Genomic DNA, 19,729 nt, shown 5'->3' with positions numbered 1-19,729 from the left:
GGTGCTTCCTTGGCCCAAGTGACAAAGTTCGGAAATGGTCTCTTTACGCAGATCTCATGCAGTGACTATGATCGGTGTTGTAGATGTGCGTGTCTACAACACCATTTTTATTAAGGAGGAAATTCCAATGAAGTGGGGTACTAGAAAAACGACTGCGGTTGCAATCACCACATTGGCTTTATTCGCAGGTGTCCTCAGCGGATGCAGCGATTCCACACCGCAAGCGCAAACTAAGGTGGATAACAAGGCAGGGACGACAGAGACAGCCAAGCCTGCTGAACCAGCAAAAAAAGGTGAAACGGTCATTTATCATCTCGGCGAAACGGTGAATCCAGAGCAAGTAACCAATTTCAACCCGTTCCTTGCTACCGGCAATTGGCCGGCATTCTTCGATTACGTATTCGATCCTTTGTACTATTTTAATCCAGTAAAAGGGCAGCTCGTTCCGCGCTTGGCCGCAGGTGACGGAACTTGGACAGACGACAACAAAACGTACACCGTCAAGCTGAATATGAAAGCGAAATGGCAGGACGGTAAACCTTTTACGGTTGATGATGTGCTTTATTCCTTTAATACTTTAAAAAATAACAAAGTGCTGGACCGCTACCAGCTGTGGGGTGACGGCAGGCTGCAGGACGTTAGCGCACAAGGCAGTGATACCGTTGTATTTAAATTGAGCAAGCAATTCCCATCCTTGCCATTTTATTTATCAACCGTTTACATCGTACCGAAGCAGCAGTTTGAGAAAGAAGATGCCTCGCAATTTTTGAATAAAACGCCGATTGGCACAGGACCTTTCAAATTTAAAAGTATAAATGAAAGCGCTATAGTGCTGGATAAGAACCCGGACTATTTCCTCGGGGCTCCAAATATCGATCAACTATTCATCGACCGCTTCAATAACTCCTCGACGCTCACGCTTGCGCTGGAAAAAGGTGACGTGCAAGGCTCGACGGGCACCGTCGCGATGCCAAGTGTACCGAAGCTATTGGAAAATCCGGTGAATAAACTGCAAGTGTTTCCGGGACTGAGTACGTATTCCGTCATTATGAACAACGAAAAACCGGGGTTGTCGGATAACAATGTACGCCGGGCGATCCAAATTGCGCTCGACCGTAAGTCGCTTATTGAAAAAGGCGAGTCTAACGGCGTGTTCCCGGCGAATCCAGGGTTCTTGTCCTCCGTCTTTGGCGAAATGGTGGATAGCAAACTGCTCGATAACCAAGCCTATGGCTTTAACGTCAATGAAGCGATCAAATTATTGGAATCCGCCGGTTATAAGAAAAACGCCAAGGGTATCTTTGAGAAGGACGGCAAGCCGCTTTCGTTCACGTATCACATGGCAGCTAATGCGCCGGCACAAAATAAAGAAGGAGCCATGATCACGGACTGGCTGAAAAATGTCGGTATCGAAACGACGGTGAAGCTGGTCACTTGGCCGGAATTGACGAAGCTGCTGATGGCTGGGGATTATGAGCTGCTGCAGAATGGGATTACAACGCCGCCGGACCCACAAGCTCAGTTGGAAATTTTCCACAGTAAAATGACAGCACCGACCAAAACGAATGCGCCAGGCCTCAACTACATGCGTTTCCGTGATGAGGACGTCGATAAATGGCTGGACGAAGCTTCTTCCGCCGACAGCAGCAAACGCAAAGAGCTCTATCAACAAGTGCAGAACCGGATTGCGGAAAAAGCGCCAGTAGCCGTCATGTACAATGTCGGCGGACATATTCCTTACCGTGTCGACCAGTTCACTAACTATAACGAGGATCTGCCGGTCACCTCCGCACTCTCGCTGCTGCAAGTGAAGAAGAAGTAATCAAGCTAAGGGAAGAGGAGGCGCGTTCGATGCGTTACAATTCCGTATATTTGTTGAAAAGAATCGGCTTTGCCCTCATCACGTTATATGTCGCCGCAACGCTCAACTTCCTGCTCCCCCGGTTAATGGGGGGAGATCCGGCGAGCGCGCTGGCTTCGGAAAAGGCGCTGGGCTCGCAAGAGGTCGCTAACGCGCTGAAAATACAATTCGGGCTGGATAACCCCAGCCTCTGGCATCAATATGTGCAGTACTTGAAGCAGCTCTTACATGGCAACCTTGGCGTCTCGTACGCCAACTTTCCTTCACCGGTTGCCGACGTCATGCTGAAAGCACTCCCTTGGACATTCGGGACCGTGCTCACTGCCACGCTGCTCAGTTATCTGGTCGGATGGCTGATCGGGATTCGGGGCGCGTGGAAAGCGGGATCGCTCTTCGACAACACGACTTTATTCTCGGCCTTTTTTCTGAACTCCGTGCCTTTTTTTTGGATTGCGATTATTTTCATTATGATTTTCTCCTTCTATTTGGGATGGTTTCCGCTAGGTCAGGCGGTTGATCCTGCCTTCGACAGCTTCACGGCGTGGGAAAAAGGGAGATCGGTTTTGTATCATGCCTTTTTGCCCGTATTCACTTTAATTATCGCTACACTGGCTGGCCATATCTTGGTGCTGCGCAACAACTTAATGCGCGTGCTGTCCGAGGATTACATGCTGCTGGCCAAGGCTAAGGGGATTCGCACAAGCCGCAGGAAGTATATGTACGGCGCACGTAACGCGCTGCTTCCTTCTTTCACCGGTTTAATGACCTCGTTGGGCCACGTTATTGGAGGCGCGATCACGACCGAGATCGTCTTCTCCTACCCCGGTGTGGGGCTGGTCACTTTCAATGCGATTCTAAATCATGACTACCCGCTTATCCAGGGGGCATTCTTGAGCATCGCCATTTCGGTTATCGTCTGCAATTTGATTGCCGATCTCGTCTATCCGCTGATTGATCCGCGCGTGGCGCTCAATTAACCGGTCAAGGAGGCTAACATGCCAATCATAAAACAATTCCTGAAAGCAAGCTGGTCCGCCTTTCCGGGAACGAAAGGGAAGATGGGGCTTATCATTTTGTTGATTTTCACCGTTATTGCACTGTTCGGTTCCTGGTTTGCCCCCTATCCGAAAAATTTCATCGGCTTCGATTCCTGGCTGCCGCCATCATTTAGCCACTGGTTGGGCACCGACAGCTACGGCCAGGATGTGTTGAGCCAAATGATCTACGGAACACGGACTTCCTTCTGGGTCGGCATTCTTGCCGGACTAATTACAACGGTGATCGGGGTCACAGTCGGCGTTGTTTCCGGATTTAAAGGCGGCTGGATCGAGGAGTCGCTGATGCGCATCGTCGATCTGTTTCTCATCATTCCGACACTTGCGCTGATGATTATTTTGGCCTCATTTCTCCCTTCGATGGGGACGCTGAGCACGATTCTCATTATCGGTTCATTGAGCTGGCTTTACATGGGCCGAAGCATCCGCAGCCAGACGATGAGCGAACGGCAAAGCGGGTATGTGGAAGCTGCGCGGATGGTGGGGATGAAGGATACGGAAATTATGTTCCGTGAAATACTGCCGAATATCGTGCCGGTTATTCTCGCGAACTTGGTTCTGGTGACGACGCAAGCTGTGCTGGCGGAAGCGGGATTAAGCTTCCTCGGGCTTGGCGATCCCACGAATGTAAGCTGGGGGACGATTCTGGCGCTGGCCAATGCCAATAATGCCGTTCTGTTTCATGCCTGGTGGTGGATTCTTCCGCCGGGGCTGGCGATCGCTTTCTTCTGCTTCGGCTTTATCCTGATCGGCAACGGCATTCTGGAGAAGTATCGGGCGAACCGTGGGAATGCGGCCTTGTAGATTAAGTATCAGAAGGAGGAATCGATGTGGCGGATTTGCTGCGGGTCCATAATCTGAGTATAGAATACGCTTCACCCCGAGGTGTCGTCAAAGCGGTCGATGAGGTCAGTTTCTCGATCGGAAAAGGGGAGATTTTCGGGCTGGCCGGTGAGTCCGGATGCGGAAAATCGACGACGGCCTTCGGCATATCCCGCTTGCTGCGCCACCCGGCTAAGCTTACCGGCGGCAGCGTGCTGCTCGATGGCACAGAATTGACGGCGCTGAGCGATGAGGAGTTCGACCGGCTGCGCTGGTCCAAGTTGTCCATCGTGCTGCAGAGCGCCATGAACAATCTGAATCCGGTGCTCAAAATCCGCGATCAGCTTGTCGACGCCATTGTGGCGCACGAGCCTGAGGCCAGGAGGGAAGCCCTGCAGCGAGCGGCCCACCTGATGAAGCTGGTGGATCTTCCGGCAGACCGCTTGGACAGCTACCCGCACGAGTTGTCAGGCGGTATGCGGCAGCGGGTGGTCATCGCTATGGCGATGGCGCTTAAGCCCAGTCTCGTGATCATGGACGAGCCGACGACGGCGCTTGATGTCGTTGTTCAAAACGGGATCATCCGAAAAATTCTCGAGCTGCAAAAAGAATTTGGCTTTTCCATCCTGTTTATTACGCATGATCTTCCTTTAATGCTGGAAATGTGCGATAGAATCGGCATCATGTATGCCGGCAAGCTGGTCGAAGTGTCGGCTAGGGAGGAGATTTTGCGGGGGGCGCGCCATCCTTATACGCAGGGGCTGCTGGGCTCATTTCCTGCGCTGTCGGGTCCGAAACAGAGACTGGCCGGCATTCCAGGCAACCCGCCGGATCTGATTCGGCCGCCTGCCGGCTGCCGGTTCTTCCCACGCTGCAGTCAAGCCGTCGCCAAATGCCAAACGCTGCAGCCTGCCTTGAAGCAGGATAATTGGGGGCAGATTGCCTGCCATCTTTATACCGAGGAGGGATTATCCCGTGAGCAAGCCTCTGCTGCACGTGAATGAGCTCGGCAAAATGTTCAGCACCCGCACGATGTTTCGCAAGAAACAATTTCGAGCGGTTCATGATGTCAGTTTTAAGTTAGAAGCGGGTGAAGTGCTGGCCATTGTCGGCGAATCCGGAAGCGGCAAAAGCACGATCGCCCGCATGCTGACCAATTTGATCCCCGCCACATCCGGCGACATCGTCTATAACGGGGAATCACTTGCGAGCAGCAAGCAGCTGCGGAAAAATTTGCCTACGTTTGTGCAAATGATCTTTCAGGACCCTTTCGCTGCGCTCAATCCTCATCACACCATCGGCTACATCATCGGCCGCCCGCTGCAGGTGCAGCGCAATTGGGATGGCGATATCCGGGAGCGGGTGCTGGAACTGCTGCAGAAGGTTGGACTGATGCCGGCGGAAGATTTCATCGATAAGTATCCCTATCAATTATCTGGCGGGCAGAAGCAGCGCGTCGTGATCGCCAAGGTGCTGGGGTTGACGCCGAAGGTCATTGTCGCCGATGAGCCGACATCGATGCTGGATGTTTCCATCGGCGTCGATATTATGAATTTGCTGCTCGATTTGAAAGATAAAGAAAATTTGGCGATGATCCTGATCACCCATAATCTAGGAAGCGCTAGGTATATGGCTGACCGCATCATGGTCATGTATGCAGGGCAAATGATGGAGTGCGGACCGGCTGAGGAGCTGATTCAGAATCCGCAGCATCCCTATACGAAATTGCTGCTTTATTCGTCACCTGATCCATGGCGAGAGCAGGCGGAAGCTTTAGAAGTGATCGATCCGCAGGGACGGGATATCCCTGTGACGGGCTGCAGCTTCCAGCATCGCTGCCCCTATGTCACCGATACTTGCAGAACGGCGCCGGTTGCTGCTGTGCAAATTGCCGACGGACATCAAGTGCGCTGTCATCTCTTTGGATAAGCGGAGGAATAGCAAATGAAACGACCGAATGTAATCATTTTTTATTGTGATGATCTGGGGTATGGCGATCTCGGCTGTTATGGCTCGGATGCGATGAAAACGCCGCATCTCGACCAGCTGGCCGGCGAAGGCGTGCGGTTCACGAATTGGTATTCCAATTCACCGGTTTGCTCGCCGTCTCGGGCATCGCTGCTGACGGGCAAATATCCGGCAAGAGCGGGAATCAGCCACATCCTTGGCGGTAAAAGAGGAACGAAAGGGCTGTCCCTCGGGCAGACGACCTTGGCTGCAGCCTTGAAAACGCAAGGGTATCAGACGGCTGTATTCGGCAAGTGGCACTTGGGCGCATCGGCGGAGCATGGACCGAATGCTCACGGTTTTGACCAGTTTTATGGCTTTCGTGCAGGCTGCATAGACTATTACTCGCATATTTTTTACTGGGAGCAGGCTGGCGGCGTGAATCCCGTTCACGATTTGTGGCATAACGAGACGGAAGTATGGGAGAACGGCGAATATATGACCGAAGTGATTACGAGAGAGGCCGTGTCCTACATCGAGGCTGCTGCGGAGCAAGAGCCCTATTTCCTCTATGTGGCCTACAATGCACCGCATTACCCGATGCACGCGCCGAAGGCGTACATAGACCGCTTCTCGGATCTGCCGCCGGATCGGCGAATTATGGCTGCGATGATTGCGGCCGTTGACGACGGGGTCGGGGAAATCGTAGCGGCGTTGAAAAACAAAGGCGTGTACGAGGACACGATTATTTTCTTCTCCAGCGATAACGGTCCGTCGACAGAGTCGCGTAATTGGCTGGACGGCACAGAGGATCTGTATTACGGCGGCAGCGCCGGAAAGTTCCGTGGCCATAAGGCCAGCTTATTCGATGGAGGCATTCGCGAACCGGCGATATTGAGTTACCCGGCGGGCTTCGCTGGAAGCCAAGGGCAAGTAAATGACGAAGTGTGCGCGATGATGGATATGTTCCCGACGGTGCTGGAGCTGACTGGCACGGATCAGAAAGGCTATGATGTAGACGGTTACAGCTTATGCGCGACCATTCGCGGAACGGCGCCAAGCCCACACCCGCAGCTGTTCTGGGAATATGGGGACCAACTGGCGGTTCGCGAAGGCAAATGGAAGCTGGTGCTGAACGGCAAGCTGGACTTCAGTAGGACGGCGGTTGATGCCGTGCATTTATCCGATCTGGAGCAGGACGCCGGCGAGCGGGTCAATCTTGCGGAACAATTCCCGGATGTGGCCCGCAGGCTGGAGGAAGACGTAAGACGGTGGTACCGATCCTTACACGAGGAGGCGCAAACGCATTGAAAGCGATTGTAGTCATGTTTGATTCCTTGAACCGGCATATGCTTCCGCCTTATGGCGGCGATTGGACGCATGCCCCGAATTTTAGTCGGTTGGCGGAGCACACGGTTACGTTTGACAATAACTGGGTGGGCAGCATGCCCTGTATGCCTGCCCGGCGCGATATGTTGACCGGTCGGTACAATTTCTTGCATCGCAGCTGGGGGCCGTTGGAGCCTTTTGATGATTCCATGCCAGCGCTGCTGAGAGCGAATCAGGTGTACTCACATTTGGTTAGCGACCATTACCATTACTGGGAGCCGGGTGGCGCCACCTACCACAGCCAATATACCACTTGGGACTTCGTTCGTGGGCAGGAGGGGGATCCCTGGAAGGGGGAGGTTGCGGAGCCGGAAATACCCGAGCATGTCGGCAGCTTCGATGGCTACCGCAGCCAGCTTTTTCGCCAAGACTGGATTAACCGCAAATACATGAAAGAAGAGCGTTTGCATCCCCAGTCGGAAACCTTTTCCAGAGGGATTGAATTTATCCGCACAAATCATAGCGAAGACCGCTGGCTGCTGCAAATCGAAGCTTTTGATCCGCATGAGCCGTTTTTTTCACCGCAAGCGTATAAAGATATGTATCCGCACGATTACACGGGGAAGCACTTTGACTGGCCGGGATACCAGCCTGTGAAGGAGACGCGCGAGGAAATCGAGCACTGCAAATATGAGTATGCTGCGCTGCTTAGCATGTGCGACGCCTACCTGGGCAAAGTGCTGGATGCCATGGATGAATACGATCTGTGGCAGGATACGATGCTGATCGTGACGACGGATCATGGTTTTCTGCTTGGCGAGCATGATTGGTGGGCTAAGAACATCATGCCGTTTTACAATGAAATTGCCCGCACGCCACTCTTTGTCTGGGATCCACGCGATAAACGGAACAACGAGCGCTGTGCTGGTTTAACGCAATTGATCGATTTATCGCCGACTTTATTGGAATTTTTTGGTGTTGATGTGCCTGCGGACATGCAAGGTATTCCTTTGCGCGACGCAAGCGGGGCGTCACAGCGTGAAGCCGTGCTGTTCGGCATTCATGGCGGGCATGTCAATTGCACGGATGGACGGTATGTTTATATGCGCGCGCCTATTCGACCTGACAATACGCCGTTATATAACTACACGCTGATGCCGACGCATATGGCTTCGCTATTTAGCGTGCAGGAGCTGCAGGAGCTGGAGCTGGCGGATCCGTTCTCTTTTACGAAAGGAGTACGTACGCTCAAAATCCCGGCATCCTCGTATATTCCGGCGCATCGCTTCGGCACGCTGATGTATGATTTGCATATCGATCCGGAGCAAAAGCAGCCCATTCAGGACGCCGCCGTCGAAAAGCGGATGATTGATCACATGATTCGCATCATGAAATCGCATGACGCTCCACCCGAGCAGTACATTAGATTGGGAATTTAAAAATAGATATGTATATTTGAATCAGGAACGGGATATACTAGTTTCTATTGCGTAAGTACAGATAAGGAAAATAACCTGTTTACCGGATAAAATTCGTATCTAAACATGTATCCCAAGTGGAATTGAATATAAAAATGAAGTATCGCCTGCAATTGGTGAATATTCCCTTCAGTAACAACGCAAGTAAAAAGAAGCCGGATCTTCGGATCCAGGCTTCTTTTTTGTTTCTTATTTGGGATCTGCTTGCTGCTGATGATGGTGCATGTGCCCTGTATGATGGTGCGGGTGCTGCATGTGCGGATGTTGCATGTGATGGTGCTGCATGTGATGGTGCATGGCATGATGCGGATGATGCACCATGTGGTGGTACGGATGGTAAGCCAAGACATGATAGGGGTGGTATACAGGATGGTGCATAACGTGATGCATAGGGTGATGAGCGGCATGGTGTACTGGATGATAAGCGTGGTGTACGGCATGGTGAACAGGGTGATGAACAGCATGGTGATAAGGCTGAGCTGGGATCACACCGCCAGCAATAGGAGCGGAATAAGGTGTTGGTACAGGAGCGGGCAGCGGCACTGGCATTTGATGGATCGGCATGTTGGCATCTGTCCATGTAGCTGGACCTTGCTGAATAGGTTGCATAGGTTGGGCAGGTAGCATAGGCTGGGCAGGGAGCGGTTGCACGATAGGTTGAATAGGCAGTTTTTCAGTTCTTCCGGCATGCAATGGCAGGTTTTCCTCAGACATAATCTCAGTTCTCATGATCGTTCTCCTCTCGGATTTAGCAATACCTTATCGTATGCAGGTGGTGCTGAATCGGGCACATGACTATATAATTCGGGCTCATCCCCCGGCGTATGTCATGGACCCTATGAGTGCAATCAGGGCGGGTTCCTGAATAGCGCTTTGATATTTGGAAAAATATGAGAAATCAGGATGGATGAAAGGCGGTGTCAAATGTGCCGACTTCGAATAATAAGGCTTGCGAAACCGGTTGAGGACGGTGATAACCTCTTGCGCTGTCACGATGCCGACGCCATGTCCATGTCCGTAATACAAGTTATGGTCTAATTTGATGACATTTTGTCCCCGCCACCATGGAGTTGAAGAGGAAAAGTCAGGGTTGTCGAAATAGAGCACGTCGCCAATGACCGCTTCTTCCACATTTGAACGCTCGATTAGGTGCAAGTACCTGTTGTATTCCCAATCAAATAAGAGCAGATCCGGGAACAGGCGGTCAAAATGCCGGGGGCCGATGGATTTTGATAAGGCTTGGTACAGGACCACGATGACAGCCGTGGAACATTCAAACGCATACATATGTCCATGGACAAAAATATCGTTGATCGCTTTGCGCGCAGACTCCCCTTTTTTGAGCCGAAAACGCCCATTGGGAGTGCGCTCCCAGTACATGTCGTTGCATTTGGAATCGTTGAAACCTGCAAAATGAATCCCGCTTTTGCTGAGCGCCAGCGAGGTTTCGAGTAGATGCCTGCGAAATCGCAGCTCAAACAGCAGGTCGTCTGCGGAATCATACAGATACTCGACAGCGCTCATCATCTTTTGCTCATAAATGCTCTTCTCCAACTCGGACAGCGGGCTTGCGTCGAAAGGTAATGATCGGTTAGCGGTAAATACAATCATGGACGCTCCTCATTCGGTACGGGAATATTTCCAATGTATGGGCGGGATGGGCATTAGGTGCAGGATAGCGAGTAAAGAAGAGACGGCAGTTTGATAGAAGTGGCGGGAGCGGAGCAGGAGGCGGGGGAATGGCAGGATGACTACGCAAGATTAACTGGGCGGAGGCTTATCCTGCACAAAGTGTAGGATAAATTGCGCTAATGGCAGAATCGGCGGATTATCACGCAAAAGTAGCATGATAATCCCTTCAGTGGAGTGTAGTGAGAGCGCGGAGTTGAAATGCTTAGGAGAACGATTTAGTGTAACGATTTACTATTGACAATAACGCGTGGACTGGTTTAAGATTTAAATAGGAAATCGATAAACTAAATCGATTAACCAAACGTTCACCTCAAGACTACTCAACTCAATTCTTCGTTTCTGCTGTATATACACTCATCTCCTCCACACAGGCACTTCATGAACACGTTGCTTCTAAGTATGATCTAAGCTATTTCAAGCTGCCGGCTGCAAGGCGATACAGCGTTAGCGCACGGCTGTATGCTTTTAGGCTCAGCGCTTGTGCCCAGTTCGTAGTGAGCCACAGGTTCAGCGCCGCCACGGTCCGCTCGCAGCGCGAACTGGCGCTCTCAGCGAGCGGCATGGCCCGCGCCGCCGAGCCAGCGCCATCTGTGGCTAGCCGCCGACTGAGGCATGCTGCTTACGCCGCACTGACCCGTCGCTCTGGCCCGTCGCTCTGGCCCGTCGCACTAGCCCCGCCCACTGCAATTGCAGCACAAGAAATAGTATGGATAAACGCGTTAATCCACTAAAGGAGGGTATTACATGAAGAAAATGAAAGCGCTTTTATTGATGTCGCTAATCTCATCTATGGGATTGTCCGCCTGCAGCACCGGCGGATCCGCACCAGCAGCCTCCACCTCAACGGCTGCTCCGTCAGCAGCTGCAGCATCGGCCGCACCCGTAGCCAAGAAAGAAGACAATATATCGATCCGCTTCGCCTGGTGGGGAGACGGAAAGCGGCATGAGAAGTACAATGCCATCGCCGACATGTACGAGAAGCAGCACCCCAACGTAAAAATCGTCAGAGAGTTCGGCTCCTTTAACGATTATTGGGATAAAATGGCTACCCAAACCGCAGGCGGTAATATGCCTGACGTAGTCGGCATGCATGCTACATACGTTGCGGATTATGCCAGACGGAACACACTGCTCGATCTTGGCAGCTTCGTCCAGGACGGCACCATTAACTTAAAGGACTTCCCTCCAGCCGTGCAGGAAGCAGGCAAAGTCAATGGAAAAACGGTCATGGTCGCGCAAGGTGTCACGATGACAGGCTGGGAATTTAACACGGCCATGTTTGATAAACTGGGCGTCAAGTACCCGGATTACAACTGGACATGGGACGATTTTACCGCCAAAGCTCTGGAATTGCAGAAAGCGATCAAAGAGAACGGCGTCTGGGCTGCCGGCGACAACAGTGGTGATATTACCGGCGTTCAAGTATTTGCCCGTCAGCGTGGTAAGGAATTGTTTACTGCAGAGGGCAAATTAGGCGTGGGCAAAGACGACATGGTCGCCTGGTTCTCTATCTGGGATCAACTGCGCAAAGCCAAAGCGATTCCGGATGCGGCAACGACGGAGCAATATGCAACCGTATCCTTGGATCAAGGCTTGTTCGTAAAAAATAAAGTGATGTTGACCGTCTTCCCGTTCAATCAAATTCCTCTGTATCAAAACTACATCAAAGATGGTGAAGTTCGCGCGCTGCGCAGACCGCTGGATCCGAAGGGCAAAGAAGGCGAGTTCGTCGAAGGCGCTTACTTAGCGGTATCAGCCAACTCCAAACAGGCGAAAACGGCCGCAGATTTCATTAATTTCTTCGTGAACAATGAAGAAGCGGAGAAAGTCTTCAAGCTTGAGCAGGGAGCGCTCGGTTCGACGAAAGGCAACGAAACTATCAAACCGTTGCTGTCACCGGCGGAGCAAAGAACGACGGATGCGATCCAAACGAGCCTGAAAACAGCCGGTCAGCTTCCGCTGCCGCCAGCAGGGCAAGGGGCTGTACGCACATTGCTCACGGAGACGGCGCAGTCGATTGCGTTCGGCAAAAGAACGGTAGATCAAGGTGCGCAGGATTTCGTCGATAAAGCAGCAGCAATTCTTAACAAATAAGCAATTGGCTCGGCGCGATACCAACATTTATGCGGCCGGCGGGAGCGATCCCGTACGGCTGCCCCACTGGGGTGAAACTATGCAGGCCATAAAAACATTCTGGAAAAATAATTGGATCGGCTATTTTTTCTTGACACCATGGCTCATTGGTTTGATTGTGCTCAGTGCATTTCCAATGGGATTTTCACTGTACTTGGCATTTACCCGTTATGACCTGTTCTCCGCTCCCAAATGGATCGGGCTCGGCAATTTCATCGAGATGTTCCATGACGATAAATATTTGAACAGCATCAAAGTGACTTTGCATTATGTCCTTTTTTCGGTTCCGCTTTCCTTAGCTTTTGCCTTGGCCGTGGCCCTGCTCCTAAACAGGGGCATCCGGGGGCTGCGCGTGTATCGGGCCATTTACTATGTGCCTTCGTTATTTGGCGGCAGTGTAGCTATCGCTTTATTATGGCGGCAGTTATTTGGCGGCGAAGGGCTGATGAACAGTATCCTGCATCTCTTCGGCGTCGAAGGGATGAACTGGATCGCAACCCCAAGCACAGCGATTTACACGCTGATCGTCCTGTCTACATGGCAGTTCGGCTCGGCGATGGTCATTTTCCTGGCAGGTTTAAAGCAGATCCCCACGGATCTCTATGAATCCGCCAAAATCGATGGCGCAGGAGCTGTGAAGCAATTTGGCCATATCACTTTTCCGATGCTGACGCCGATCCTCTTTTTTAATCTCGTGATGCAAATCATTCATGCTTTCCAAGCTTTTACACCTGCCTTTATCGTCAGCGGAGGAAACGGCGGACCGCTCAACTCAACTTTATTTTACACCTTGTATTTATATCAAAAAGGCTTCGCTCAATTCGAAATGGGCTATGCGGCTGCGATGGCCTGGATGCTGCTGCTCACCGTTGCGCTCGTTACGTCGCTGCTCTTCGTCACATCAAGAAACTGGGTCTATTATCAAGAATAGAGGTGATCCCTGTGGTCATGAGCAAAGCATCCCGATATCTCCTCCATGCCTTTATTATCGCCGGGTGTGTGATCATGCTGTATCCGCTTCTCTGGATGTTCGTCAGTTCATTCAAAGAAAATACGGAGATTTTCACCAATACTTCATTAATTCCTCATAAATTCACCTTCGAAAATTACAAGCAGGGATGGGCAGGGCTTTCAGGTGTCACCTTTGGGACCTTTTTTCTAAATACGTTTTTTCTGGTCGCGCTTTGCATCATCGGCAACTTGATCTCATGCTCCATGGCTGCCTATGCGTTCGGCCGGCTAAAGTTTTTTCTGCGCCAAGCCTTTTTCGCCATCATGCTCTCGACGTTAATGCTGCCATTTCATGTCACTGTGATTCCGCAGTATATTATGTTCAATAAATTCGGCTGGATTAATACGTACCTGCCACTTGTCATGCCGAAATTTCTCGGCGTCGAAGCATTTTTCGTCTTTTTAATCGTGCAGTTCATCCGTTCGCTTCCGCGCGAATTGGACCAAGCAGCGGAAATCGACGGCTGCGGACCGATCAAAATGTACTTGCATATCATTCTTCCGCTCACTTTACCGGCCTTGATGACGACCTCGATTTTTACGTTTATTTGGACTTGGAACGATTTTTTCAGCCAGCTGCTCTACATCAGCAATATTGAGCGATTTCCGATCGCGCTGGCGCTCCGCATGTTCACTGATTCCATGGGGGATAATTCGTGGGGCGCGCTGTTTGCCATGTCGATTCTTTCCCTCGTACCGGTATTTGCGATGTTCATTTTCTTCCAGCGTTACTTAATCGAAGGTATTTCTACCGGAGGACTCAAAGGCTGACTACGAGAAGTGCGCAATTTACGCGACTGGCAGTTCAACCACCATAACAGCAGATTTTTGTTCCTTAAAGGCGTGGGCACCCCGTGTTTTTAGGGATAAAAATATAAAAAAAAGCTTGAGGGAGTGAGCCAATGGGCAAATTGAACATGTCCCAAGATGAAAGACAGGAATTGTTAAGGCTGTATAAAGACCTGCGAGTAGCCGATGTCAGAGATGGCATGGACTGGAACATGATGCATCATTACGGCACCGTCCATCACGAAATCCGTCCACTTTACCGGACGCGAGCTGTCGGCATTGCACAAACGTCGCGCTACGTCCCGTACCAAGGAACTGTGCCGAAGCTGTCTCCTGATGAATACACAGAATGGGTGAAATGGTACTACGCCAATGTGACGCAAAATCCCGGTATGAAAGCTTCGCAGCCTGGCGATTTCGTCGTCGTCGATCAGAGCGGTGTGGACGTGGGCATTCTCGGATCGAACAATTCGCTGCAATACTATTCGCAAGGCGCAGTAGGCTTTATTACGAATGGCGGCGTTCGCGATACGGATGAATTGATTTTGCAGGAAGTCCCGGTTTGGTCCAAGTTTATTTCGCAAAAGATGAATCAAGGACGCATCCAGTTCGACGCTAATGATGTGCCAGTCAATATCGGCGGGGTCGTTATTCATCCAGGTGATGTCATCGTTGCCGACGGAGACGGCGTCATTGCTGTTCCTCGCCAAATCGCAGTCGAAGTCGCGAAGTACGCGCATCAAGAACTCAAGAACGATAAAGCCGGAAGACGCCGCATCTATGAAGCGATGAATCGGGAATTGGATCAAACTGTTATTTAACCATACATAGAGGAAGGGAAGCGTGAGTGTAAATGGACGATAGAGAGAAGATTTTGGAGTTATACAAAGATTTGCGGGTAGCTGATGTTCGTGATGGCATGGATTGGAACATGATGCATCATTACGGCTCCGTGCACTATGAAATCCGCCCGCTTTACCGGACGCGCGTTGTCGGGATCGCCAGAACGGCGAGATATGTGCCTTATGAGGAAGCTGTACCCAAAATGACTTCGGAAGAGTACACACAATGGGTGAAATGGTATTACAGTGAAGTGTGCTATGACCCATGGCATAAGAGCATCACGAAAGGTGACTTCATGGTGATCGACCAAAGCGGCGTCGATGTCGGCATTTTGGGCTCCAATAACACGCTCGGCGGAATGAAAGACGGCATTGTGGGCTATTTGACGAACGGCGGTGTCAGGGATACGGACGAGTGCATTTTGCAAGGAGTGCCAGTCTGGTCCAAATTTATTTCGCAAAAAATGGATCAAGGCCGCATCCGCTTTGAGGCGCTGGACGTTCCTGTGAATATCGGCGGCGTTGTCGTTCGTACGGGTGACGTTGTCGTTGCTGATGGCGACGGTGTTATCGTCGTTCCGCGTAAAATTGCCTATGAGGTTGCGAAATACGCCCATCAAGAGCTCAAGGGTGATAAAGCGGGGCGCAAAAGAATTTATGAAGCGATGGGCAGGGAGCTGGATCATACAGTTCTTTAATCGTGAACGGAACGGATATTTACTGTCGGCCTGATTGCGGGCAGTGAGTATCCGTTTTTCTTTTTATTGGCAGCTGCGGTGACGAAATCACGAGGAATACGTAGATTGACGGTGGATTCTGCTTTCTGTTATATTAAGTTCAAATTCAATTGAGGTGCTGTAAAAGCGTTTACACCGGTATGAAATGAGGAATTTCATTGAGAGTGACCATTGATGATGTGGCTAAAATGGCCGGAGTGTCCAAGACGACGGTTTCACGAATCCTGAACGGAAACTATTCGCAGGCAACGGAAGAAACGAAGGAAAAGGTTTTGAAAATCATCCGTGAATTGAACTATCGTCCGAATCCGATGGCACGTGGTCTTAAGCAGATGAGGACGAATATTATCGGTATCATTCTTTCCAACCTGAGCAACCCCTTTTGGTCCCGGGTTTTGGAAGGCGTCGAGGATACGTGCCGTCAGTCAGGGTATAGCCTCATGGTGTGCAACTCGAATGAAGATTCCAGTCGTGAAGCGGAATTAATCGAAGGGTTGCAAATGCGTCAGGTTGACGGGATCATCGTGAATCCGACGGTCAATAATCAAGCGATATTCGAGGAGATTGTGGAGAAAAAATACCCTCTGATCGTCATCAATCGCCGCCTTCAAAGTTTGGACGTGGATGACGTTGTCATGGATAATATTCAAGGTGCCCGGCTGGCCGTCGAGCATTTCATCGAAAGCGGCCGGCGCCGTCCGGTGTGCTTCGTCTACCGTTCTGCAGGCGTCAGCACGTGGGAGGAGCGGATTCTAGGCTTCCGGGAAGCTCTGCAAGCAGGCGGGCTTGAAGTGACGGACCGAAGTGTCGTTGAAGTTGATTACGCAAGCGGAAAGGCGAAGGAAGCCGTGCTGGCTTATTTTAAGCGTAACCCCGCTTCTGAAGTGGATGCTCTATTTTCCACGAATAACATGATGACGTTGGAAATTTTGGAGGGGCTGGGTGAGCTTGGACTTCGCGTCCCGGATGATATCGCGCTGATCGGTTATGACGAAACCGTTTGGGCCAAGCACCTGAACCCGCCGTTAACGACAGTGCGCCAACCTGCTTACGAAATGGGGCGAATTGCTGCTAAAAATCTGATTCAAAAAATCAGCACCAAAACGGTGCGCAAACCGAAGCACGTCGTTCTCCAGCCTGACCTGGTCGTAAGAAGGTCGAGTGGGGGAGAGAAGTAGAGTTTTGCGGATGAATAAATGCGCAGTCGATGATCGACTGGCGCATTTTTTTGTTTGGGACGGGGCGTTATGGCACGATGCCATTCTTGCCTGGACCGAATGGTAGGCTAGCCGTCCAGCGGTTTGCGGCTAGTGAAGACGTCGGCGATGCAGCAGCAAGACTTGGGGAAGCCCAGCAGCGAGAGATCAGGCGCTGTTGGGCTTTTTAAGTGTGCGAAGGTGCTGTAGTCCGGATTTGCCCAACTAGAGAGTGGATGAGAGTGGGAATGGGGGCTGTAGTTCGGATTTGCCTGATTGGGGCGGGGGATTCGTACGTTCGGCTGCTTTTTCGTGCTTGTAGTTGGGCAAAATCGGACTAGAACAGTGTGAGAGCGGGGAGCAGCGTCTGCAATTGGGGAAAGTCGGACTGCTTGCGTGGGGAAGTGTGAGCGGGACTCGTTCAAACAGCTAATGTCTTCACAATTGCTCCAGCCTTGCCTTGGGTCCGCGAGCGTTTTTTTTATTGAAATCGCTTGCTGAAACGCAGCAAACATGTTAAATTTTACTTGTAAATCGATTTCCTAAATCGATTTACAAGATCAAAGCAGCAATCCGGTCCGAGATTCACTAGGACCGACAACCCATATGAAGGAGAGTGCCGTGATGCCCAACCTAGGTTTCCGAATCGTGCAGCGAACTGAACGCCCGGACCGCACATTGCTTCATCAATTCCAAGATGTGGTGACGCCGCACATTAGTGACAATTTAAACCGCATGCATGCGGTGTGCGCAGGACTCCGTCCCTATCACCAGGCAGGCAAGCTGGTCGGCGCAGCGCTGACTGTAAAAACAAGACCCGGCGACAACTTGATGGTGCATAAAGCCATTGATATGGCGGAGCCAGGAGACGTGATTGTTGTTGACGCCGGCGGCGATTTGACCAATGCAATCGTCGGCGAGATCATGCTGAGGCTCGCCCAGAAGCGGCAAATCGCCGGCTTTGTGATCGATGGCGCTATTCGCGATACGGCGGCTTTCACGGCAGACACGTTCCCGGTTTATGCCCGGGGCGTGACCCATCGTGGACCGTACAAAGACGGTCCCGGGGAAATTAATGTGCCGGTCTCCATCGGCGGGCTCGTCGTCGAACCGGGCGACATCATCGTCGGTGATGAAGACGGTCTCGCTGTTGTGCCTCTCCAAGAGGCGCAAGGGGTGCTGCAGCTAGTTCGCGAACAACAGGAGCGGGAACGGCAGATTTTGCAATCGATCGAGGATGGCACGGTCAGTCGGGATTGGGTCGATCAGCTACTTAAGCAGAAGGGCTGTGAGGGATTATGAGTTCACAGAGTTTACCGCTTTTATACGATTGGGAGAAGCTGCAGTCTTTTTGCTGTGATGTGTTCACCCGTGCAGGCGTGCCTGTAACTGATGCGTCCATCGTGGCGGAGTCGCTCGTGCAAGCCGATCTGCGTGGGGTAGAATCGCATGGCGTCGTACGTACCGGGATCTACTTGAAGCGTGTCGAGCAAGGCATGATGGATCCGCAAGCCAAGCCGTCCGTCGTCTCGGAGTACGGCAACGTAGCTCTTGTTGACGGGAACAACAACTTTGGATCGGTAGTGGGCAGCTATGCATTGGACCTGGCGATGGAGCGCGCCAAGCTGCACGGGGCGGGCATTGTGGGGGTCAAAGGCTCCAACCATTTTGGCACCGGAGCCTACTATGCGTTAAAAGCGATTCAGCAAAATCTCATCTTGCTGGTGATGTCCAACGCCTCGCAGACGATGCCGCCGACAGGTGGTGTGCGGCCGTTCATCGGCACGAATCCGCTATGTATCGGTGTACCGGCCGGGGAGGAAAATCCTTTTATTTTGGACATGGCTACAAGTGTTGTCGCCAGAGGCAAAATTATCGTGGCAGCGCAAAAAGGCGAAAAGATTCCGCTGGGCTGGGCGATCGATAAGGATGGGAATCCGACGACGGATGCGGAAGCGGCGCTGGAAGGGTCCGTATTGCCGATCGGTGGGCCGAAAGGCTACGCGATCTCGATGTTCATTGATATTTTGTCCGGCGTTTTGACAGGAGCAGGTTACGGGCGATACGTGAATAACATGTACGAGAATTGGCAGGAGCCGCAGAATGTCGGCCACTTTTTCCTGGCAATTGATATTAGCCGGTTCATGCCGATTGAGATGTTTAAGCAGCGGGTCGATCAGTATATGCGTCAAATTAAAAATGAACCGAAAGCGCCCGGCGTCAGCGAGATTCTGGTTCCCGGGGAGATCGAATACCGGCAGACAGAAGCCCGCAAGCAAGGCGGCATTCAGCTTCCGCCTAAGGTTGTAGAGGAGCTTCATGAAATCGGCTTAAAATACGGGTTGCAGCTGAGCGATGCAGCGTTCCAGCATCATCCGGTTATCGGGGAGACCCAGGGTTTGACGGGATAAAAGAGGAGGAACAGCATGCTGGATCATATCATATTGCTGAAATTTCATGAGCATACGACCGATGAACAGCTGCAGGCTGTGATTGATTGCTTTAAGTCATTAAGGCAGCATCTATGGGGCGTGCTGGACCTGCAGGCCGGCTTTAATTTTTCGGATCGCAATCAGGGCTACCAGCTCGTGCTGACGGTGCGGTTCGAGAGCCGGGAAGCGCTGGCTGCCTATGAAAGCAATGCAGAGCATCATGCTTGCTCCGCATTGATTCGAGAATCAGGAAGATTAGACGGTATTGTCGTGGATATTGAGGTTAGCTGATAAAAAGCTAAACAAAGCCCACATAATCCAAACAGCGCCTCCTAACAATCTTGTCCAGGCTCCGTTACAATAAGGATGTAAGCGGTACCGAACAAGAGATGAAGGGTGGCCAAA

General features: G+C 51.5%; 18 protein-coding genes. 16 read left to right on the top strand and 2 right to left on the bottom strand.

What is annotated here, in order from left to right; all coding sequences use genetic code 11:
• Positions 1 to 127: 127 nt before the first annotated feature.
• Genes O9139_RS07230 through O9139_RS07200 form a run of 7 tightly spaced genes read left to right on the top strand, consistent with a single transcriptional unit; the run spans position 128 to position 8,453 of the window.
• Positions 128 to 1,822: an ABC transporter substrate-binding protein gene (locus O9139_RS07230; RefSeq protein ID WP_270878791.1), complete on the top strand. Its 1,695-nt coding sequence runs from the start codon at positions 128 to 130 to the stop codon at positions 1,820 to 1,822.
• 29 nt (positions 1,823 to 1,851) lie between these two features.
• A complete protein-coding gene (locus tag O9139_RS07225) occupies positions 1,852 to 2,838 on the top strand; it encodes an ABC transporter permease (protein WP_270878790.1) in 987 nt (328 codons plus the stop codon).
• Positions 2,839 to 2,856: 18 nt separating this feature from the next.
• A complete protein-coding gene (locus tag O9139_RS07220) occupies positions 2,857 to 3,720 on the top strand; it encodes an ABC transporter permease (RefSeq protein WP_270878789.1) in 864 nt (287 codons plus the stop codon).
• A gap of 26 nt (positions 3,721 to 3,746) precedes the next feature.
• A complete protein-coding gene (locus O9139_RS07215) occupies positions 3,747 to 4,742 on the top strand; it encodes an ABC transporter ATP-binding protein (protein ID WP_270878788.1) in 996 nt (331 codons plus the stop codon).
• A complete protein-coding gene (locus O9139_RS07210; RefSeq protein ID WP_270878787.1) occupies positions 4,714 to 5,667 on the top strand; it encodes an ABC transporter ATP-binding protein in 954 nt (317 codons plus the stop codon). Before O9139_RS07215 ends, O9139_RS07210 begins: the two co-directional genes overlap by 29 nt.
• A 15-nt stretch (positions 5,668 to 5,682) precedes the next feature.
• Positions 5,683 to 6,996, top strand: coding sequence for a sulfatase family protein (locus O9139_RS07205; protein WP_270878786.1), 1,314 nt, complete (start codon positions 5,683 to 5,685; stop codon positions 6,994 to 6,996).
• Positions 6,993 to 8,453 carry a sulfatase gene (locus tag O9139_RS07200; RefSeq protein ID WP_270878785.1) on the top strand — a complete coding sequence of 487 codons (1,461 nt, stop codon included), beginning with the start codon at positions 6,993 to 6,995 and terminating at the stop codon, positions 8,451 to 8,453. The genes O9139_RS07205 and O9139_RS07200 overlap by 4 nt, the downstream gene beginning before the upstream one ends.
• A 228-nt stretch (positions 8,454 to 8,681) precedes the next feature.
• Here the strand turns inward: O9139_RS07200 and O9139_RS07195 are convergent, their stop codons facing one another.
• A complete protein-coding gene (locus O9139_RS07195) occupies positions 8,682 to 9,221 on the bottom strand; it encodes a hypothetical protein (protein ID WP_270878784.1) in 540 nt (179 codons plus the stop codon).
• Between the two features lie 81 nt (positions 9,222 to 9,302).
• Positions 9,303 to 10,103 carry a protein-glutamine gamma-glutamyltransferase gene (locus tag O9139_RS07190; RefSeq protein ID WP_270878783.1) on the bottom strand — a complete coding sequence of 267 codons (801 nt, stop codon included), beginning with the start codon at positions 10,101 to 10,103 and terminating at the stop codon, positions 9,303 to 9,305.
• 825 nt (positions 10,104 to 10,928) lie between these two features.
• Between O9139_RS07190 and O9139_RS07185 the strand changes: the two genes are divergently transcribed.
• From O9139_RS07185 to O9139_RS07145, 9 genes are all read left to right on the top strand, one after another.
• On the top strand, positions 10,929 to 12,278 hold the full coding sequence (locus tag O9139_RS07185) for an ABC transporter substrate-binding protein (RefSeq protein WP_270878782.1): 1,350 nt from the start codon (positions 10,929 to 10,931) through the stop codon (positions 12,276 to 12,278).
• Between the two features lie 79 nt (positions 12,279 to 12,357).
• The gene (locus O9139_RS07180; protein WP_270878781.1) at positions 12,358 to 13,248 is read left to right on the top strand and encodes a carbohydrate ABC transporter permease; all 891 of its coding nucleotides are present in this window, start codon (positions 12,358 to 12,360) and stop codon (positions 13,246 to 13,248) included.
• Between the two features lie 17 nt (positions 13,249 to 13,265).
• Positions 13,266 to 14,099: a carbohydrate ABC transporter permease gene (locus O9139_RS07175; protein WP_270878780.1), complete on the top strand. Its 834-nt coding sequence runs from the start codon at positions 13,266 to 13,268 to the stop codon at positions 14,097 to 14,099.
• A gap of 131 nt (positions 14,100 to 14,230) precedes the next feature.
• On the top strand, positions 14,231 to 14,938 hold the full coding sequence (locus O9139_RS07170) for an RraA family protein (protein ID WP_270878779.1): 708 nt from the start codon (positions 14,231 to 14,233) through the stop codon (positions 14,936 to 14,938).
• 32 nt (positions 14,939 to 14,970) lie between these two features.
• Positions 14,971 to 15,657, top strand: coding sequence for an RraA family protein (locus tag O9139_RS07165; RefSeq protein WP_270878778.1), 687 nt, complete (start codon positions 14,971 to 14,973; stop codon positions 15,655 to 15,657).
• 203 nt (positions 15,658 to 15,860) lie between these two features.
• Positions 15,861 to 16,874 carry a LacI family DNA-binding transcriptional regulator gene (locus O9139_RS07160; RefSeq protein WP_270878802.1) on the top strand — a complete coding sequence of 338 codons (1,014 nt, stop codon included), beginning with the start codon at positions 15,861 to 15,863 and terminating at the stop codon, positions 16,872 to 16,874.
• 642 nt (positions 16,875 to 17,516) lie between these two features.
• A complete protein-coding gene (locus O9139_RS07155; RefSeq protein ID WP_270878777.1) occupies positions 17,517 to 18,194 on the top strand; it encodes an RraA family protein in 678 nt (225 codons plus the stop codon).
• A complete protein-coding gene (locus tag O9139_RS07150; RefSeq protein ID WP_270878776.1) occupies positions 18,191 to 19,303 on the top strand; it encodes an Ldh family oxidoreductase in 1,113 nt (370 codons plus the stop codon). The genes O9139_RS07155 and O9139_RS07150 overlap by 4 nt, the downstream gene beginning before the upstream one ends.
• Before the next feature lie 15 nt (positions 19,304 to 19,318).
• The gene (locus O9139_RS07145; protein ID WP_270878775.1) at positions 19,319 to 19,615 is read left to right on the top strand and encodes a Dabb family protein; all 297 of its coding nucleotides are present in this window, start codon (positions 19,319 to 19,321) and stop codon (positions 19,613 to 19,615) included.
• Positions 19,616 to 19,729 lie beyond the last annotated feature (114 nt).

The organism is Paenibacillus aestuarii (assembly GCF_027789125.1).
GTDB lineage: Bacteria > Bacillota > Bacilli > Paenibacillales > NBRC-103111 > Paenibacillus_E > Paenibacillus_E aestuarii.
This window is presented reverse-complemented; position numbering and strand designations above follow the sequence as displayed.